Here is a 14600-nt window from a genome sequence, read left to right on the forward strand (position 1 = left end):
GTGTGCCCGGCCTGGGGGCCGTGCACACTGCCCCTCCACACGCCGACGCGATCCCGCGTTGTGGCTGGTTTAGGTCGGGTGGGAAGCCTGTCGGTATCTGCTGGTCAGCGGTGTTGGGCGAATGGGGTTAGTGGGTTCCAGAGTCCGTCGCAGTGGTGCTGGCGCGGGATCTCGGTGGTGAGCTGGCTGTCCCCGGCCGCGTTGAGGGACATCACGGCCGGGTTGCTTTCGGTGAAGGGATCCCAGCGCGGAGTGCCGTCCACGGTGGGGTTTCCGGTGCGGGCGAAGCCGGTCCACTGCCCCACCAGCTGGTCGGAGAGCACATTCTGGTTAGGGGTGAGCTTCATTCCCGGCGGCGGCGTCAGCAGCATCCCCTCGGCCACGTGGTACGCGCCGTTCGGCTTGGCGGGGTCGAGGAAGAACGCGGGCGGCACGTCGTTGTCGTCCATCTCGTAGGCGAAAACCGGGATGTGGCGCGACAACCGTTCGTCGTTCAGCACCGCGGGGCAGACCGAGTTGGAGTCGGCCACGACGGTCCGGAAGGCGAGGAACGGGGCCGGGTTCGGGAATCGTTTCAACGGGTAGAGTTCGCTGACCTCCTTGGCGTGCTCGCCGTACTGCTGCGCCACCATCTTGCGGTAGTCCTCCGGCGTCGAGGCCGACGGCAGCTGGACCTCGTCGCGGGCCACGCCGTGCATCAGCGCCACCTTGTTGACCCGGCCCTTGGCGAACGCCTCCCCCGGCGACATCGTCAGCGTGGTCCCGTTCACGATCGGCGCGATCGTGCCGCTGTCCGGTTTCATCCCGTTGCCCGCCTGCTTCAACAAGGCCGCCACGGGCGCCTTGCGCAAGCACGCACCGGCGTTGTCCTGGCAGCCCAGCGCTTTCGCGAACCGCGCTCCGGCCTGCTGGGCCTGCTCCTCGTCGGGCAGATCCGCCTTGCAGTCCTGCGGCTGCCACTGGATGTCCGTGCCCAGCAACGAGTTGTACTCGCCGTTCTGGCTGATGCCGCGCTGGAACAAGCCCGCCGCGGTCGGCGAGACGGTGTGGTCGCAGACGCTCGACCCGCCCGCGGAGGCACCGTAGATCGTCACGTTGTGCGGGTCGCCGCCGAACTTCGCGATATTGCGCTGCACCCAGCGCAGCGCGGCCTGCTGGTCCTGCAGCCCGTAGTCGCCCGCGTGCTCGCCGAACGCCCCGTGCGCCAGGAACCCGAAAATCCCGAGCCGGTAGTTGACCTCGACGCTGATCACGCGCCCCTCGGTCACCAGCCGGCTCGCGTTCTGCGCCTGCAGCAACAGGAATCCGCCGCCGTGCAGCTGCACCATCACCGGCAGCTTCCCGTGCCCGGAATCGGCGGGCACGCGGACGTTCAGGTTCAGGCAGTCCTCGGTCTCCGACCCCGGGCCGAGGCCGGCCAGCTGCGGACAGGCGTTGCCCGGCGCGGTCGCCGCGAACGGCTTGGTCCACTTGGCCGGCCGCTGCGGCGGAGCCCAGCGCAGATTTCCGACCGGCGGCGCGCCGAACCGGATTCCTTCCCACGACCGGACGTCCGGTCCGGCGATCCCGCACACCGGGCCGTCGTCGGCCGCCACCGTCGTGTTCGGCGAGCACGCCGGCGCCGGCGGCGGCGCGGCGTCCGCCCGGCCGCCTGCCACGGACGCCGAACCGGCCAGCGACGACGCCGCCAGCGCGACCGCCGCCAGCGCGACCGCCGCCAGCGCGACTCCTGCTTTCCCGTCAAGTCTCATCCGTCCTCCTTCGCTCCTGCCTCGCCGGGAGAGCGCAGCGGCGGACGCGGGACACGACGAGCGGCGTCCACGCACCGAACAGGCGGCCTGCCGGCATGGGCTCGACCTCACCGGCGGCCGTTCCCCGGCCACCGCCGCGAGAACGGCTCAGACCGCTCGTTCCCGCCGCACTCCAGTCTGGGCTCGGCGGGAAAAGGCACAACCTCCGTTCGGTCGCGCGGAAACTGTCAAATTCCCGGGCAGAATGGTCTTTGTCAGGGATCCGGATTCCGCCGCCGAACCGCGTGCCGCGAGCCCGTCGCGGGTCCGGGCGTCGAATGCGGTTAATCCGCGGGGCCGCCGAGAACGAAATCCGCGGGAATACGCGCGCCGGGCCGGGACCCGGCCGGCTTTTTGTCCGATTAGGGCCTCCCGGCTCTCGAGAGACCCTCCGAATCGGGTCCTCCGGCCCTGCCCGCCGGGAACGGCGCGTACCTACTGTGGGCGGCACCTCGAAGACAAAGCCCGACAAACCGGGGTGTGCCGTGTCCGCTCGAATCGAATGGCGTCTCGTCTGCAGCTGCGTGTTCCTGGTGTGCGCGCTCAGCCCGGCACTGCCCGCACGGCTGTTCGCCCCGGCTTTGGCGCTCGCGACCGGCGCGGTCCTGGTGTGCGCGATCCGCCCGGGGAGCCTTTTCCGCAAGCCCGAGCTGCGGCGAAGGCTGCTGACCGCCACCGCGGCCGGAACGCTGGGAATGCTCGGCGGCTGGCTGGTGCACGCGGGCGGGCTCGTGGCGTCCGCGGCCGGCCTCCTGATCGTGGTGCTGCTGATCAGCTGGAGCGTCCGGTTCGCCGGGCGCGGCGAAGCACCCGCGCGGGCGCTGACGGCGGCGAACGCGCGGACCGGGCCGCGGTCAGCAGGCTTGCCCGCCCGGCAAACAACGCAGCGGATGCTCGGCGGCGGCGTTCCACTCCAGCGCCGCGTCGAGCTGCCCGTCGGACAGCCGGGCCTGGCGGGCGAGTTCGGGCAACGACGCCTGGCGCGCGGCCCGGCTCGCCTGGCACAGCAGGCCGAACCACCACTGCTCGTCGACCCAGTCGCGCCGGGCCTTCTCGACTAGCTGGGCCATGTGCTCGTCGCCGCACGCGTAGACGATCCGCTGGCCGTGGCCGGCGAGATCGGTGGGATCGACGCGCGAGGTATCGGGGACGAGCGCGGTCTGCAGCTTCCCGGGCAGGATCTGCTCGCCGCAGCGCTCGCACGCTTTCCTGCGCCGGCTGTGGAAAACCACTTCGGGGGACGAACGCGACATCAGGTACTCCGGACTGTCCGCACGGGTTCCGTTGTCGCAGATGTCAGAAAGCCAAGGGCCAGGGCACGTGGCATCTGCACGTTCCCGGGCGGGACCCGCGGGGGACCCGGTCCGGGAAACCCACAGTAACGGCGACCGCCCGGCCTTGCCAAGACGTCCGTTAGGGCCGCCGAGCCCCTCCTGCCCAGTTCGGAGGTGCACGGAGCGGGGCCGTTACCGTCATTCCGGGTGGATTCCCGGGCACGCCGGGTGACGCGGCGTGCCCGGCGGGATCAGTCCGCGGTGCTCTCGCCGAGAATCTGGTCCGGCCGGATTTCGCTGCTCGCGACCGCTTCGGCCACCTCGCTGAGCCGCCGGTTGTGCCCGCGGCTGTAGGCGCGGAGGCGGTCGAACGCCACCTCCATCTCCAGCCTTCCCGCGTGCGCCAGCACGCCCTTCGCCTGTTCGATGGCGACGCGGCTGTTCAGCGCGTGCTGCAGCTGCTCGGTCAGCAGCTCGCCCCGCCGGATCGTGCGCTCCTGCAGGATCCCGATCGTGGCGATGTCCGCCAGCGCGCGGGCCACGCTCAGCGCCGACCCGGTCAGCGGGCTCCGGCCGCGGCCGAACAGGTTCAGCGTGCCGATCACCTGCCTGCGCAACCGCATCGGCAGCGCGTGCACCGAACGGAACCCCGCCTTGGTCGCCTCCGGCACGAACCCCGGCCACCGCCCGGCCTGCACGACCAGGTCCTCGACCACCACCGGCTCGCCGCTGCGGTAGGCGTCCAGGCACGGTCCCTGCTCGGTCTGCAGCTGCAGCAGCTCCAGCATCCGGGTGCTCTCGTCCGACGAGGCGACCACTTCGAGGCCGCCGCGTTGATCCACGAGCAACAGTCCGGCTGCCGAGGCTCCGAGCAGCGAGACGCAGTATTTCGCGAGCCGGTACAGCATGTCGACCACGTCGTATTCGTCGACCAGCGTGTCGGCCATGTCAACGAACGCCCGCAACAGGTCGTTCTCGCCGGCCGGCGTGACCGTGCCGGCGAACTCGTCGCTCATCGGTGTTCCTCCTTCGTCTTCCAGTCCCCGGCGGCGGCCGCCCGCCTTGCGGGGAACCCAGCGTCGTGCCCGGTCTCACCCTTCGAGTTCCCTCGGGTGCAACCGGTGCTCGACAAGGTCGCGCGCGACGTCGTCGAGCAGCCTGTCTTCGGAGTACGCGTACGCCCGCAACCGGGCAAGTGCCGACTCGGCGGGAATCCCGAACTCCGCGATCACGATCCCGGTGGCCTGGTGCACCGTGGCCCGGTTCCGGACCAGCCCGCGGACGACCTCGCCGCCGGCTTCCCCGGAGACGCACGCCGTCGCCACGGCCAGCAACGCGCTGGTCACGAGGTCGGTTCCGCGCAGGATGGTCCCGAGTTCCTCGTCCGAGAGCCAGCCGGGGGCGCGCCGGTAGGTGTCCACCGCGCCGAGCTTGGCCGCCCCGTGCCGCAGCGGGAACGCGAATATGCCGGCGAACCCGGCGGCGCCCGCTTCGGTGGCGAACACCGGCCAGGCCGGGGGGAGGCGCTGCGAGAGGTCCGGCACCAGCACCGGCCTTCCGGTCTCGTACGCCTCGAAGGACGGGCCTTCTCCCAGACTGAACTGCAGCGAGTCGAGGTACTCGATCACCGGGTCGCTGGCCAGCACGAGCTCGCGGTGCTGCCCGTCGGCCATCAGCGAGACGGCGGCGCCGTCGACCGGCATCGATTCCACGATCGCCCGGCACGCCTGCTCCAGCGGAGCCGTCACGTCGCGGCCCTCGCGCAGCGCGGCCAGCAGCTCCGAAAGCAAAGCGGACAGGGATTCAGCGAAATCCCCTACTCCGGTCACTGCCCGTTCACCGCCTTCCCAGGTACGGAACCAATCAAATACCGCAGCAACGCCGGACGCTTTCCCACCCTACCCCGGCACGGCTTCCCTCCGAAGCGGCCTCGCCGGAACCGGACCCGGTCTCGCGGCGACGACCGGCACCGTCCGCAAAGGACAGTCGGCGCACCGGAACGCGCCCTTCGGTCCACAGTGGACCCGCGCCTCGCATTGTCCTTTGCGGACGACGGGAAGAGCGGCGGTCCCCGGCATCGCGGACATCCGCCGGGACGGTGGTGACCTCCGGCCCTATCCCCGCCCGCGCGCCGTGCCGCACGATCGGCTCCGGGCGTCCGGGGAGAAGGCACCGCCGGTCCCCGCGACGGAATACGGAGGCACGCAGAGGACTTCCGGCCCTTTCCGCCGCCCGGACGGGCTGCGACGGTGAACCCGGAACGGAGCTGACATGACCGAGAACCCAGAGCAGTGGACGCTCGCGATCGCGTTCGACCGGACCGTGCACTACACCCGCGCCCAGGCGGTGCTGCGGACCGCCGACGGGGACGAATTCTCCGGTGTGGGCCTCGCGCACAGCCCGGCGGAGGGCCGCGGCCTCGCGCACGTGCCCGGGTATCTCGCCGCCGGACGGGCGTTGTGCGACCTTTCCCAGGAACTGCTGGAGGCGGTCGTCATCGACGTCGACGCCGAAATGCACCAGCTCAGCGCGGTGGTTCCGGCCAGCCGGCCGGCGGACCACCGCCCGGACGTGCTCCGCGCGTGAACGTCCCGCGGTTCGCCCGGCCCGCCGGGCGGGTCGCCGTCGTCGGGCACCGGAATCCGCATCGCACACCCGCGTGCCGGACAGGCTCCGCCGGCCACTCCCCCGCCGCGTCCCGGCCGGCCCCTCCCGGCGGCTCACGCCAACGGCGCCGACCAGTCCAGCCGCACACCCCCGCCCGGACCCGTCCCGAGCCCGAACTCCCCGCCCATCGACTCCGCCCGCTCCCGCAGATTCCCCAGCCCGCTCGGCGAAACGCCCTCCGGCAGCCCCGTCCCGTCGTCGGTCACCGAAATCCGCACCACCTCGTCCCGGACCGCTACGGAAACCGACAGCGCCGACGCTTCCGCGTGCCGGACCGCGTTGCTGACCGCCTCCCGCACGACCGCTTCCACGTGCTCGGCCAGCTGGGCCGGCATCGCGTCCAGCGGTCCCGCCATGCTCACCGTCGGGTGCAGCGGCGCGTCGTCGGTCAGCTCCGCGATCGCGTCGTGCAACCGGTGCCGCAACCGCACCCCGCCCGCCGCCCCGCCGTGCAGGTCGAAAATCGCGGTCCGGATCTCGCGCACGATCTCGTGCAGCTGGTCGATGCTCTCCTGCAACCGCCGCTGCAACTCCGGCGTCTTGGTCCGCCGCTGCGTGCTCTGCATCGCCAGCCCCACCGCGAACAACCGCTGGATCACGTGATCGTGCAGGTCCCGGGCGATCCGGTCGCGGTCGGACAGCACGTCCCGCTCCCGCGCCGCCCGCTGCTGCGCCGCCAGCTGCAACGCCAGCGCCGCCTGGTCCGCGAACGACGCCAGCACCGGCAGCTGCGCCGTCTCGAACAGGGCGGATCCCAGGTCCCGCAGGGCGATCAGCACCCCGGAGGTGTGGTCGCCCGCGCGCAGCGGGACCACCAGCGCCGGGCCGCGGCCCCGGCCGGGGAACAGCTCGAGCTCGGCCATCCGGCGCGGGGTCCGGTCCCGGAACACCGCGCCCGCCACCGTCCCGGCGACGGGGATCCGCAGCCCGGTCAGGTTGTCGCCGCCGCCCGCGCACACGGTGACCGTCAGCTCGGCGGAATCGGATTCCCAGTCCTCGTCGGCGCCGAGCCGGCCCGTGCCCGGCAGCGCGAGCATCGTGACGTCCGAACCGGTCAGCTCCAGCGCCCGGCCCGCGATCAGCTCCAGCGCGTCCACCGGGTCCGTGCCGCCGAGCAGTTCCGTGGTCACCTCGCTGGTCGCGCCGAGCCAGCGCTGCCGCAGCCGGGTCTGCTCGTAGAGATGCGCGTTCTCGATCGCGATCCCGGCCGCCGCGGCCAGCGCCTGCACGATCACCTCGTCGTCGTCGGTGAACTCCGCCCCGCCCTTCTTCTCGGTGAGGTAGAGATTCCCGAACACCTCGTCGCGCACCCGCACCGGCACGCCGAGGAACGAATGCATCGGCGGATGGTTCGCCGGGAACCCCACCGACGCCGGATGCGCCGAAATCTCCGTCAGCCGCAACGGTTTCGCGTCATCGATCACCAGCCCCAGCAGCCCGTGCCCCTCCGGGAGATGCCCGATCCGCTCCCGCGTCTCGGCGTCGATGCCCAGGTAGACGAACTCGGCCAGCGCGCCGTCGTCGCCGAGCACGCCCAGCGCGCCGTAGTGCGCCTCGCCGAGGTCCACCGCGGCCTGCACGATCCGGCGCAACGTGGCGTCCAGTTCGAGCCCCGACGCGACCGCCAGCACCGCCTCCAGCAGGCCGTCCATTTTGTCCCGGGTGCCGATCAAGAGCTCGATCCGCTCCTGGAGATCGCGCAGCGTCTCCCGCAGCCGCAGCTGCGACGGGGTTCCGGACAGCTTCCGGGCGCCCTCTCCGGTTTCCGGCATCAGACCTGCTTTCGGAGCTCGGCGTCCTGAAGACAAATGACTTTCGCCCCTGTGCGCCCCTGCCCCGCGGACGCATGCTGAAGCGAATAACCACACACGACACAGTGTCGCGCGTTTCGCGGTCCAGGGGAGAAGGATGACCCTTCAGGTGGCGCCGTCCGGCCAGCTCAGCGCCGAACAGGTGGTGTCGGTGCTGCGGAGCGCCACGCTCGCCCCGTCCACGCACAACACCCAGCCCTGGCTGTTCAGCGTCGGCCCGGCGGGCATCGAGGTGCACGCCGACGCCGACCGCACGCTGCCCGTCGCCGACCCGGACCGGCGCGAGCTGCTGCTTTCCTGCGGGGCGGCGCTGTTCAACCTGCGCGCCGCGATCCACTCGACCGGCGTCCATCCGGCCATCAGCTACTTCCCCCGCCGCGGCGATCCCGATCTGCTCGCTCTCGTGCGCCCGCGGGCCGCCGCCGCGACCGACCGCAAGCTCGCTTCCCTGGCCGAGGCCATCCCGCTGCGGCACACCAACCGCACGCCGTTCACCGCCAGACCGGTTCCCGGCGGGGCGCTGGGGGCCTTGCGGCACGCGGCCGAGGTCGAACACGCCTGGCTGCCGCGGCTCGACGAGGACCAGCTCGGCGGCCTCAAGGAGCTGATCCGCGAAAGCCACCGGCTCCAGACCGGCGACCCGGCTTTCCGGTCCGAATGGCAGCGCTGGACCGGACGCGGACGCAACCGGCGCGACGGGGTCCCGTTCGCCGCGGGAGGGGCCGTCACCGCCGACGACACCTGGGTCCTGCGCGATTACGGCGACGGCTCCCGCGCACCGGGCGCGGCGCCGCTGGTCGTCGTGGTCGGGACGTTCGCCGACCAGCCGATCGACCGGCTCCGCGCCGGACAAGCGATGCAACGCGTCCTGCTCACCGCCACCGCCCGCGGAATCGACGCCTCGTTCATCTCCCAGCCGGTCGAAGTGCCCGCGATCCGCGCCCGGCTCCGGGATCTGCTCGGCGGCGGGCTCTGGCCGCAGATCGTGCTCCGCTTCGGCTACGGCGCACCAGTCCCGCGAACACCCCGCCGGGCGCTGGAAGACGTCCTCGTCACCCCGTCGCCGCTCAGCGTCTAAGCGCCCGGCCGGCGCGGATGGCCGCGCAGCTCCGTCGCGAGCACCGCGGCCTGCGTGCGCCGTTCCATGCCGAGCTTCGTCAGCAACCGCGACACATAGTTCTTCACCGTTTTCTCGGCGAGGAACATCCGCTCGGAGATCTGCCGGTTCGTCAGCCCCTCGCCGATCAGCCCCAGCAGCGTGCGTTCCTGTTCGGACAGCTGGGCCAACGGGCCCCGCTGTTTTTCCGCGCCGTCGCGCAGCTTCGCCATCAGCGCGGCCGCCGCGTGCGCGTCCAGCAGCGACTTGCCCGCCCCGACGTCGCGGACCGCCGAGATCAGGTCGAGGCCCTTGATGTCCTTGATGACGTACCCGGCGGCGCCGGCCAGCACCGCGTCGAGCATCGCCTGCTCGTCGGTGTAGGAGGTGAGCATCAGGCATTTCAGGCTGGGCGACCAGGACCGCAGTTCGCGGGCCAGTTCGATGCCGTTGCCGTCGGGCAGCCGCACGTCGAGCACCGCGACGTCCGGCCGCAGCGCCGGAATCCGGGCCAGCGCCTGCGAAACGTCGCCCGCCTGGCCGACCACGGCGATCTCCGGGTCCTCCTCCAGCAGGTCGGCGACCCCGCGCCGGACCACCTCGTGATCGTCCACCAGGAATACCCGCAGCATCGGTCCTTCTCCCACCTTGGGCTCGTCCGTCCGTCGAGAGTACGGCGCGCCGCCGCGCCCCGGCGGTGCCGAAAGTCCTCAATCGCCGGTCCGCGGCGGGGTTTTCACCGGCACGGACCAGCTCAGCCGGGAACCGCCCGCCACGGTCAGCGTCCCGCCGCGGCGGCTGGCCCGCTCCGCCAGCGCGGCGATCTCCGGCGCGGCGGTCGCGGCGAGATCGCCGCCGCCCTCGTACCGGACGGTCACCGTCGCCCGCGCCTCCTCCGCCCGCAGCTCGACCTCCACCGCCTCGGCCGAGGTGTGCCGGGCGACGAGCCGCAGCGCGTCGGCGAGCAACGGCACCACGACGTCCGAGGGCACCGGATCGAGCTTCCCGGTCAGCTGCGTGGACACCGCCAGCCCCAGCTCCTCGCGCGCCTGGGCCAGCACCCGCAGCACCTGGTCGCGGATCGGCTCCGGGCCGGGCGGCAGGACGTCGTCCAGCCGGAAAACGGTCTGCTGCACGTGATTGATCACGTCGTCCAGATCGGCGATCGTCTCGCGCAGCCGGGTCGCGACCACCGCCGACTTGGCGAGCCCGGCCGTGGTCTGCAGCGACAGCCCGGTGGCGTAGAGCCGGTTCAGGATCTCGCTGTGCAGCCGCGCCGCGATCCGGTCGCGCTCGTCGTGCAGCGCGGCGTCCTCGCGTTCGGCCCGCGCCCGCGCGAGTTCGAGCGCCACCGCCGCCTGGCCGGCGAACCAGGCGGCCATCTCCAGGTCGTCGGAGGTGAACGCCGGGCGGCCGGCCAGCCGCGAGACGGTCAGCACCCCGGCCACCGTCCCGTTACCGGCGAGCGGCACCAGCAGCATCGAGTCCAGGTTCAGGGTCAGCACGGACGGAGCCGGCAGCCGCGACAGTTCGTCCGGCCACGAACCGATCCTCGGTTCGCCGCTGGCGAACACCGTGCCGGCCACCGTGGACTCGATGCGCAGTTCCCGGCCCGCCAGCTGCTCCGAGCCCGCCCCGACGGCGAGTTCGACGCGGAGATAGCCCTCCCGCTCCGCCGGGCGGGTCACCGAAACCAGGTCCGCGGACGCGAGCGCCCGCGCGTAGTCCACTATGCGGGCCAGCGGATCGCCGAGATCCGCGGACAGCAGGTCCCGGGTGACCGCCCCGGACGCCCGCAGCCACTCCTGCTGGTTCCGCGCGGTCTCGTACAGCCGGGCGTTCTCGATCGCGCTGCCCGCCGCCGCGGCGAGCGCGAGCGCCAGCTGTTCGTCCTCCTTGCTGAACTGGCCCTGTTCCGCGTCGGCGAGATAGAGGTCGCCGAAGACCTCGCCGCGCACCCGGACCGGGACGCCGAGGAAGCGCGTCATCGGCGGATGCCCCTCGGGGAACCCGGTCGAGCGGGGATCGTCCTGCAGCCGGGCCAGCCGCACCGGGCGCGGGTCCTCGACGACCGCGCCGAGCAAGCCCTTGCCCTCCGGCAGCCTCCCGATCCGCGCGACCGCCTCGGCGTCCATCCCGGTGTGCACGAACTCGGCCAGCCGCCCGTCCGGCCCGATCACCCCCAGCGCCGCGTACCGCGCCCCGACCAGTTCGCACGCGGACTCCACGAGCCGGCGCAGCAGCGCGGGCAGCGCGAGGCTGCCGGTGATGGACTGGGTCGCGCGCAGCAGCCCGCGCAGCCTGCCCTGCGTGCTGATGACCTCCTGGGCGCGTTCCACCAGCTCGCCGAGGAGCTGGTCCAGTTCCATCCTCGGCTGATCGGGGAACGTCAACCTCGCTTCTTCGGGTGTGTCCCGCTGGTTCACCCCGGCTCCTGCCCGTCCGGCCCTCGCGTCCCGTCCGCGCGGCGCCACTGGGAATTCAGTCTTGCGGCTCGCACGAGGGGCCGTCAAGCGCGCGAAAAGGGACCGGCGGCGTTTTTCGGCGCTGCACGGGAAAACGGGCGTGCCGATTTCTCTCTTCGCCGGTAAACCGTGCGGGAAAAACGTCTTGACCGCGGCGGGCCCGGCCGTCGCGATCGCCCGCCCGCCCGACGGGAGCGGTGCGCCCGCCGGTGCGCCACAAGGCCGAACGGCGTGGTCGGCCTGCCCCGGCGGGCGGGCGCGAACGGCGGCGGAATGGTTCCTCCGGCGGAAATCCCGATCACCGGCGGCGGCCGGGAAGCAATTCGCCGGTTGCTCCGTCCGGGCATTCTCCGGATTCCCGGAGTTGTTGTCCTTTCGCCAGCCGTCCGCGCGCCGGCGCGCCGGTCAGCGCCGCGCCTCCGGCCGCACCACGAGGACCGGGCACGAGGCGTGGTGGATCAGCGCCTGGCTGGTCGACCCCAGCTGCATCCCGGCGAACCCGCCCCGGCCGCGGCTGCCGACGACCATCAGCTGGGCCCGCTCCGACTCGTCGAGCAGCACCTGCCGCGGCGGGTCGCGGACCAGCTTCCGGCGCACCTCGACGTCGGGGTACTTCTCCTGCCAGCCGTCGAGCCGGTGCGCGAGCATCCGTTCCTCGACCGGCTGGCGGCGGGTCTCCCGCTCCGGAACCGGGCTCGCGGTGCGCTCCATCGCGTCGCAGACGACGCCGGCCCAGGCGTGCACGGCGAGCAGCGGGACCTGCCGGAAACTGGCCTCCTCGAACGCCGCCGCGATCGCCGCCTCGCTGTTCGGGCTGGTGTCGACGCCGACCGCGACCGGTCCGTCGAGCGGAACCGGGCCGTCGCCGCGGCGGCCGCGGACCACCGCCACCGGGCAGCCCGCGTTGCTCACGACCGCCGCGGTCGCCGCGCCCGCCAGCATGCCGGTGAACCCGTCGGTCCCGGTGCGGCCGAGCACGACCATCCGGGCGTCGCGGGACCGGTCGATCAGCAGGGCGGGCGCGGAATCGGTGTAGACCTCGTTGCGGACGCGGAGCGCGTCGGCCGCCAGGTCCTCCCCGACCGGCGCGAGGAGCCCGCCGTCGGAGGGCGCGTCCTCGAAAAGCGGTCCGGGCCCGGCGAATCCGGCCGGCACCGCGGTCTGCAGGCAGTGCACGAGCTCCAGTTCGAGATCGCGGCCCGCGGCGAGCCGGGCGGCCCACCGGACCGCTTCGGCCGCGCCGTCCCATCCGCCGATCCCGACGAGCACCGTGCGGTTCCGGCCGGTCATCTGCCCGCCCCGTCGCTCGCCGGGCCCGCTCCCACCACGCCGGGCACCGCGAGCGCCAGCAGCGTCGCGACGTCGCGGTCGGTCTCGTCGTCGTAGCGGTCGGTGATGCGCACGATCCCTTCGTGCACCTCGACTTTCCAGCGGCCGGTCCCGCCGTAGACCTCGAGCCGGTGCCGCACGTCCGCCGCGATCGCCGTGTCGGCGCGGGCGAGCACGCGGACCACGTCCCCGCGCGTCACGATGCCGACGACCCGGGAGCCCTCGACGATCGGCATCGCTTGGCTCTTCGCGTCCACCAGCTCCCGGCACACGTCGGCGAGGTCGGCTCCGGGCGGCATGCCGGCGGCGGGCGAGGTCATCACCGCGCCGACGGTCGTCTCGATCGCGCCGGGGCGGTGCGGACGGCGCCTCCGGTCCCGCGGCTGTCCCGGGGTCCGGCCGAGGTCGGCCTGGGTGACGATGCCGACGAGGCGCTCGTCGTCGTCCACCACCGGCAGCGCGGGGAAGCCGCGTTCGGCCAAAATCCCGGCGGCCTCGTCGGCGGAGGTCCACGGACGGACCGTCTCCGCAGGCGAGGACATCAGATCGCGTGCGCGCATCAGACCCGTCCTTTCCCCGGCACTGGCTCGAAAGTAGGCGACGGGACCGGCCGGGCACGCTGGTCCGGAGTCACCGGCGCGAAGGACCAACGTCCTCAGTGCCGCGCCGGGGGCGGTTCCCGGCGCGGCGGGAGTGCCGGGCCGTTCCGCCGTCCGGCGCAAGGGCTTTCCGTTCGGCCTCGGTGAGCACGACCGCGTCCGGGCCGGGGAAGATCGTCGAGACGTAGCCGCCGAGGAACCAGCGGACCGTGAACGGCGGCCCGCCGTCCGGGGTCCCGACCGCGACGATGCGGCCGTGCTGGTCCGGGAACTCCGCCCGGGCGCTCTTGACCACCAGCCAGTCGCCGGGCTGTGCGCGCATCGCTCCTCCTCGGTCCGGGCGATCGCCGCCGCGGCAACGCCTTCTGCGGTCAGAGCCAGAGCTTTGCCGAGGCGCCGTCCGGCTTCGCCGGAGAACGCGCCGCGGATCGTGCCGGTGTGGTCCCCGCGGGCCTCGCGGGGGCTCACGAGCCCGGCCAGCTCGCCGGGACGCCGAGCATCCGGTCGCCGTCCTCGGCCGCTGCGCCCGGGCCGGCATCGCTGATTCGACGGTGCTGGATCCGGGTGCCGATCAGCGAACCGATCGAGGGCGGACACGAACCGTCGAGGCTGAAGAACGACCACCGGCCGGGTCGTGATGTCCCGTGCTCGCAAGGCTTTTCCCCGCTCTCTCACCGGAACCTCCCCCGGACGACCGCGACCGGGCACGCCGCGTGCGCGAGCAGCCGGTTCCCGGTGGACCCGAGCAGCCCGCCGGCGGAAGGGCCCCGGCCGCGGCTGCCGATCACGAGCAGCTGCGCGCCCTCGACCGCGAGCAGCGCCCGCCCCGGCGAACGCTCCCGCACCGCCCGGATCCGCACCGCGACCTCCGGGTACTTGTCCGCCCAGGCGGCGGTGCACTCGCGCAGCGCGCGGTCCTCCTCGACAGCCCGGCCCGGCCGGTCGGACTGCCAGGCGTGCACCGCGACGAGCGGCACCAGCCTGCTCGCCGCGGCCTCGAAGGCGAACTCCCCGACGCGTTCGTCGGCGTCCACCCCGACCACGACCGCCCCTCCCGCCGCCGCGCGCCCGCGCACGACGACCACCGGGCAATGCGCGGCCGCCGCCGCCCGCAACGCGACCGAGCCGATCTCCGCCCCGCGCGGCCCGCCGAGCCCGTGCGAGCCCAGCACCACCAGCGACACCGACCGCGACCTCTCGACGAGCAGGTCGACCGCGGGCCCGGCCCGCACGACCGGCTGGGTCGCCACTCCCGGCACCGTCTCGTCGGCGATCTGCGCGGCGCGGCCCAGCCATCGGTGCGCGCGGGCGAACCGCTCGCGCGCTTCCTGGTCGGCGGCCGCCGTTCCCGCTTGGAACAGCTGCAGCGAGCAGTCACGGCGCATCGCCTCGGCGGCCGCCCAGCGGACCGCCGCGAGCGAGGCCTCCGAATCGTCGACCCCGACCAGCACCCCGCTGCCGGGCTTCTTCCGGGACACCGCCGCCTCCCCTTCCCGCCGCCGGTTCCGGCGGCGGGGTCCACGGTGGCCCACCCGGGAGGACTCCGTCAGGGGCCGAAGTCCCTTCCCG

At 73.1% G+C, this 14600-nt stretch carries 13 protein-coding genes; 3 read left to right on the forward strand and 10 right to left on the reverse strand.

What is annotated here, in order from left to right; translation table 11 throughout:
• Positions 1 to 104 precede the first annotated feature (104 nt).
• Entirely contained in the window at positions 105 to 1751 is a 1647-nt protein-coding gene (locus ACZ7SW_RS35295) for a carboxylesterase/lipase family protein (protein ID WP_470234700.1), read from the reverse strand.
• Positions 1752 to 2275: 524 nt separating this feature from the next.
• Here ACZ7SW_RS35295 and ACZ7SW_RS35300 point away from each other — a divergent pair.
• Positions 2276 to 2851 carry a hypothetical protein gene (locus ACZ7SW_RS35300; protein WP_470234701.1) on the forward strand — a complete coding sequence of 192 codons (576 nt, stop codon included), beginning with the start codon at positions 2276 to 2278 and terminating at the stop codon, positions 2849 to 2851.
• A 464-nt stretch (positions 2852 to 3315) separates the two neighbouring features.
• On the opposite strand, the gene ACZ7SW_RS35305 is transcribed toward ACZ7SW_RS35300, so the two are convergent.
• Together ACZ7SW_RS35305 and ACZ7SW_RS35310 are read right to left on the reverse strand one after the other, a co-directional pair.
• Positions 3316 to 4080, reverse strand: coding sequence for a GAF and ANTAR domain-containing protein (locus ACZ7SW_RS35305; RefSeq protein WP_470234702.1), 765 nt, complete (start codon positions 4078 to 4080; stop codon positions 3316 to 3318).
• Positions 4081 to 4155: 75 nt separating this feature from the next.
• The gene (locus tag ACZ7SW_RS35310; RefSeq protein ID WP_470234703.1) at positions 4156 to 4893 is read right to left on the reverse strand and encodes a GAF and ANTAR domain-containing protein; all 738 of its coding nucleotides are present in this window, start codon (positions 4891 to 4893) and stop codon (positions 4156 to 4158) included.
• Between the two features lie 442 nt (positions 4894 to 5335).
• Between ACZ7SW_RS35310 and ACZ7SW_RS35315 the strand changes: the two genes are divergently transcribed.
• Positions 5336 to 5650, forward strand: a complete 315-nt coding sequence (locus ACZ7SW_RS35315; protein WP_470234704.1) for a dsRBD fold-containing protein — start codon at positions 5336 to 5338, stop codon at positions 5648 to 5650.
• A 134-nt stretch (positions 5651 to 5784) separates the two neighbouring features.
• On the opposite strand, the gene ACZ7SW_RS35320 is transcribed toward ACZ7SW_RS35315, so the two are convergent.
• Positions 5785 to 7503, reverse strand: coding sequence for a sensor histidine kinase (locus tag ACZ7SW_RS35320; RefSeq protein WP_470234705.1), 1719 nt, complete (start codon positions 7501 to 7503; stop codon positions 5785 to 5787).
• A 136-nt stretch (positions 7504 to 7639) separates the two neighbouring features.
• Here ACZ7SW_RS35320 and ACZ7SW_RS35325 point away from each other — a divergent pair, with 136 nt between their 5' ends.
• Positions 7640 to 8620: an Acg family FMN-binding oxidoreductase gene (locus ACZ7SW_RS35325; protein ID WP_470234706.1), complete on the forward strand. Its 981-nt coding sequence runs from the start codon at positions 7640 to 7642 to the stop codon at positions 8618 to 8620.
• Here the strand turns inward: ACZ7SW_RS35325 and ACZ7SW_RS35330 are convergent.
• The 6 genes from ACZ7SW_RS35330 to ACZ7SW_RS35355 all read right to left on the reverse strand — a co-directional run bounded on the left by ACZ7SW_RS35330 (position 8617) and on the right by ACZ7SW_RS35355 (position 14509).
• On the reverse strand, positions 8617 to 9270 hold the full coding sequence (locus ACZ7SW_RS35330; protein WP_470234707.1) for a response regulator: 654 nt from the start codon (positions 9268 to 9270) through the stop codon (positions 8617 to 8619). The two genes, ACZ7SW_RS35325 and ACZ7SW_RS35330, sit on opposite strands and share 4 nt — an antisense overlap.
• A 78-nt stretch (positions 9271 to 9348) precedes the next feature.
• On the reverse strand, positions 9349 to 11064 hold the full coding sequence (locus tag ACZ7SW_RS35335; RefSeq protein WP_470234708.1) for a sensor histidine kinase: 1716 nt from the start codon (positions 11062 to 11064) through the stop codon (positions 9349 to 9351).
• A 444-nt stretch (positions 11065 to 11508) separates the two neighbouring features.
• Positions 11509 to 12393: a universal stress protein gene (locus tag ACZ7SW_RS35340; RefSeq protein WP_470234709.1), complete on the reverse strand. Its 885-nt coding sequence runs from the start codon at positions 12391 to 12393 to the stop codon at positions 11509 to 11511.
• A complete protein-coding gene (locus tag ACZ7SW_RS35345; RefSeq protein WP_470234710.1) occupies positions 12390 to 12992 on the reverse strand; it encodes a CBS domain-containing protein in 603 nt (200 codons plus the stop codon). Before ACZ7SW_RS35345 ends, ACZ7SW_RS35340 begins: the two co-directional genes overlap by 4 nt.
• 70 nt (positions 12993 to 13062) lie before the next feature.
• On the reverse strand, positions 13063 to 13353 hold the full coding sequence (locus ACZ7SW_RS35350; RefSeq protein WP_470234711.1) for a DUF1918 domain-containing protein: 291 nt from the start codon (positions 13351 to 13353) through the stop codon (positions 13063 to 13065).
• 349 nt (positions 13354 to 13702) lie between these two features.
• Complete coding sequence (locus ACZ7SW_RS35355) at positions 13703 to 14509, reverse strand: universal stress protein (RefSeq protein ID WP_470234712.1); 807 nt, start codon at positions 14507 to 14509, stop codon at positions 13703 to 13705.
• Positions 14510 to 14600 lie beyond the last annotated feature (91 nt).

The organism is Amycolatopsis sp. NPDC114484, from assembly GCF_055633755.1.

Coding starts and splice junctions, on each gene's coding strand:
- ACZ7SW_RS35295 (WP_470234700.1), bottom strand. CDS start 1,751: ATGAGACTTGACGGGAAAGCAGGAGTCGCGCTGGCGGCGGTCGCGCTG.
- ACZ7SW_RS35305 (WP_470234702.1), bottom strand. CDS start 4,080: ATGAGCGACGAGTTCGCCGGCACGGTCACGCCGGCCGGCGAGAACGAC.
- ACZ7SW_RS35315 (WP_470234704.1), top strand. CDS start 5,336: ATGACCGAGAACCCAGAGCAGTGGACGCTCGCGATCGCGTTCGACCGG.
- ACZ7SW_RS35320 (WP_470234705.1), bottom strand. CDS start 7,503: ATGCCGGAAACCGGAGAGGGCGCCCGGAAGCTGTCCGGAACCCCGTCG.
- ACZ7SW_RS35325 (WP_470234706.1), top strand. CDS start 7,640: ATGACCCTTCAGGTGGCGCCGTCCGGCCAGCTCAGCGCCGAACAGGTG.
- ACZ7SW_RS35330 (WP_470234707.1), bottom strand. CDS start 9,270: ATGCTGCGGGTATTCCTGGTGGACGATCACGAGGTGGTCCGGCGCGGG.
- ACZ7SW_RS35340 (WP_470234709.1), bottom strand. CDS start 12,393: ATGACCGGCCGGAACCGCACGGTGCTCGTCGGGATCGGCGGATGGGAC.
- ACZ7SW_RS35345 (WP_470234710.1), bottom strand. CDS start 12,992: ATGCGCGCACGCGATCTGATGTCCTCGCCTGCGGAGACGGTCCGTCCG.
- ACZ7SW_RS35350 (WP_470234711.1), bottom strand. CDS start 13,353: ATGCGCGCACAGCCCGGCGACTGGCTGGTGGTCAAGAGCGCCCGGGCG.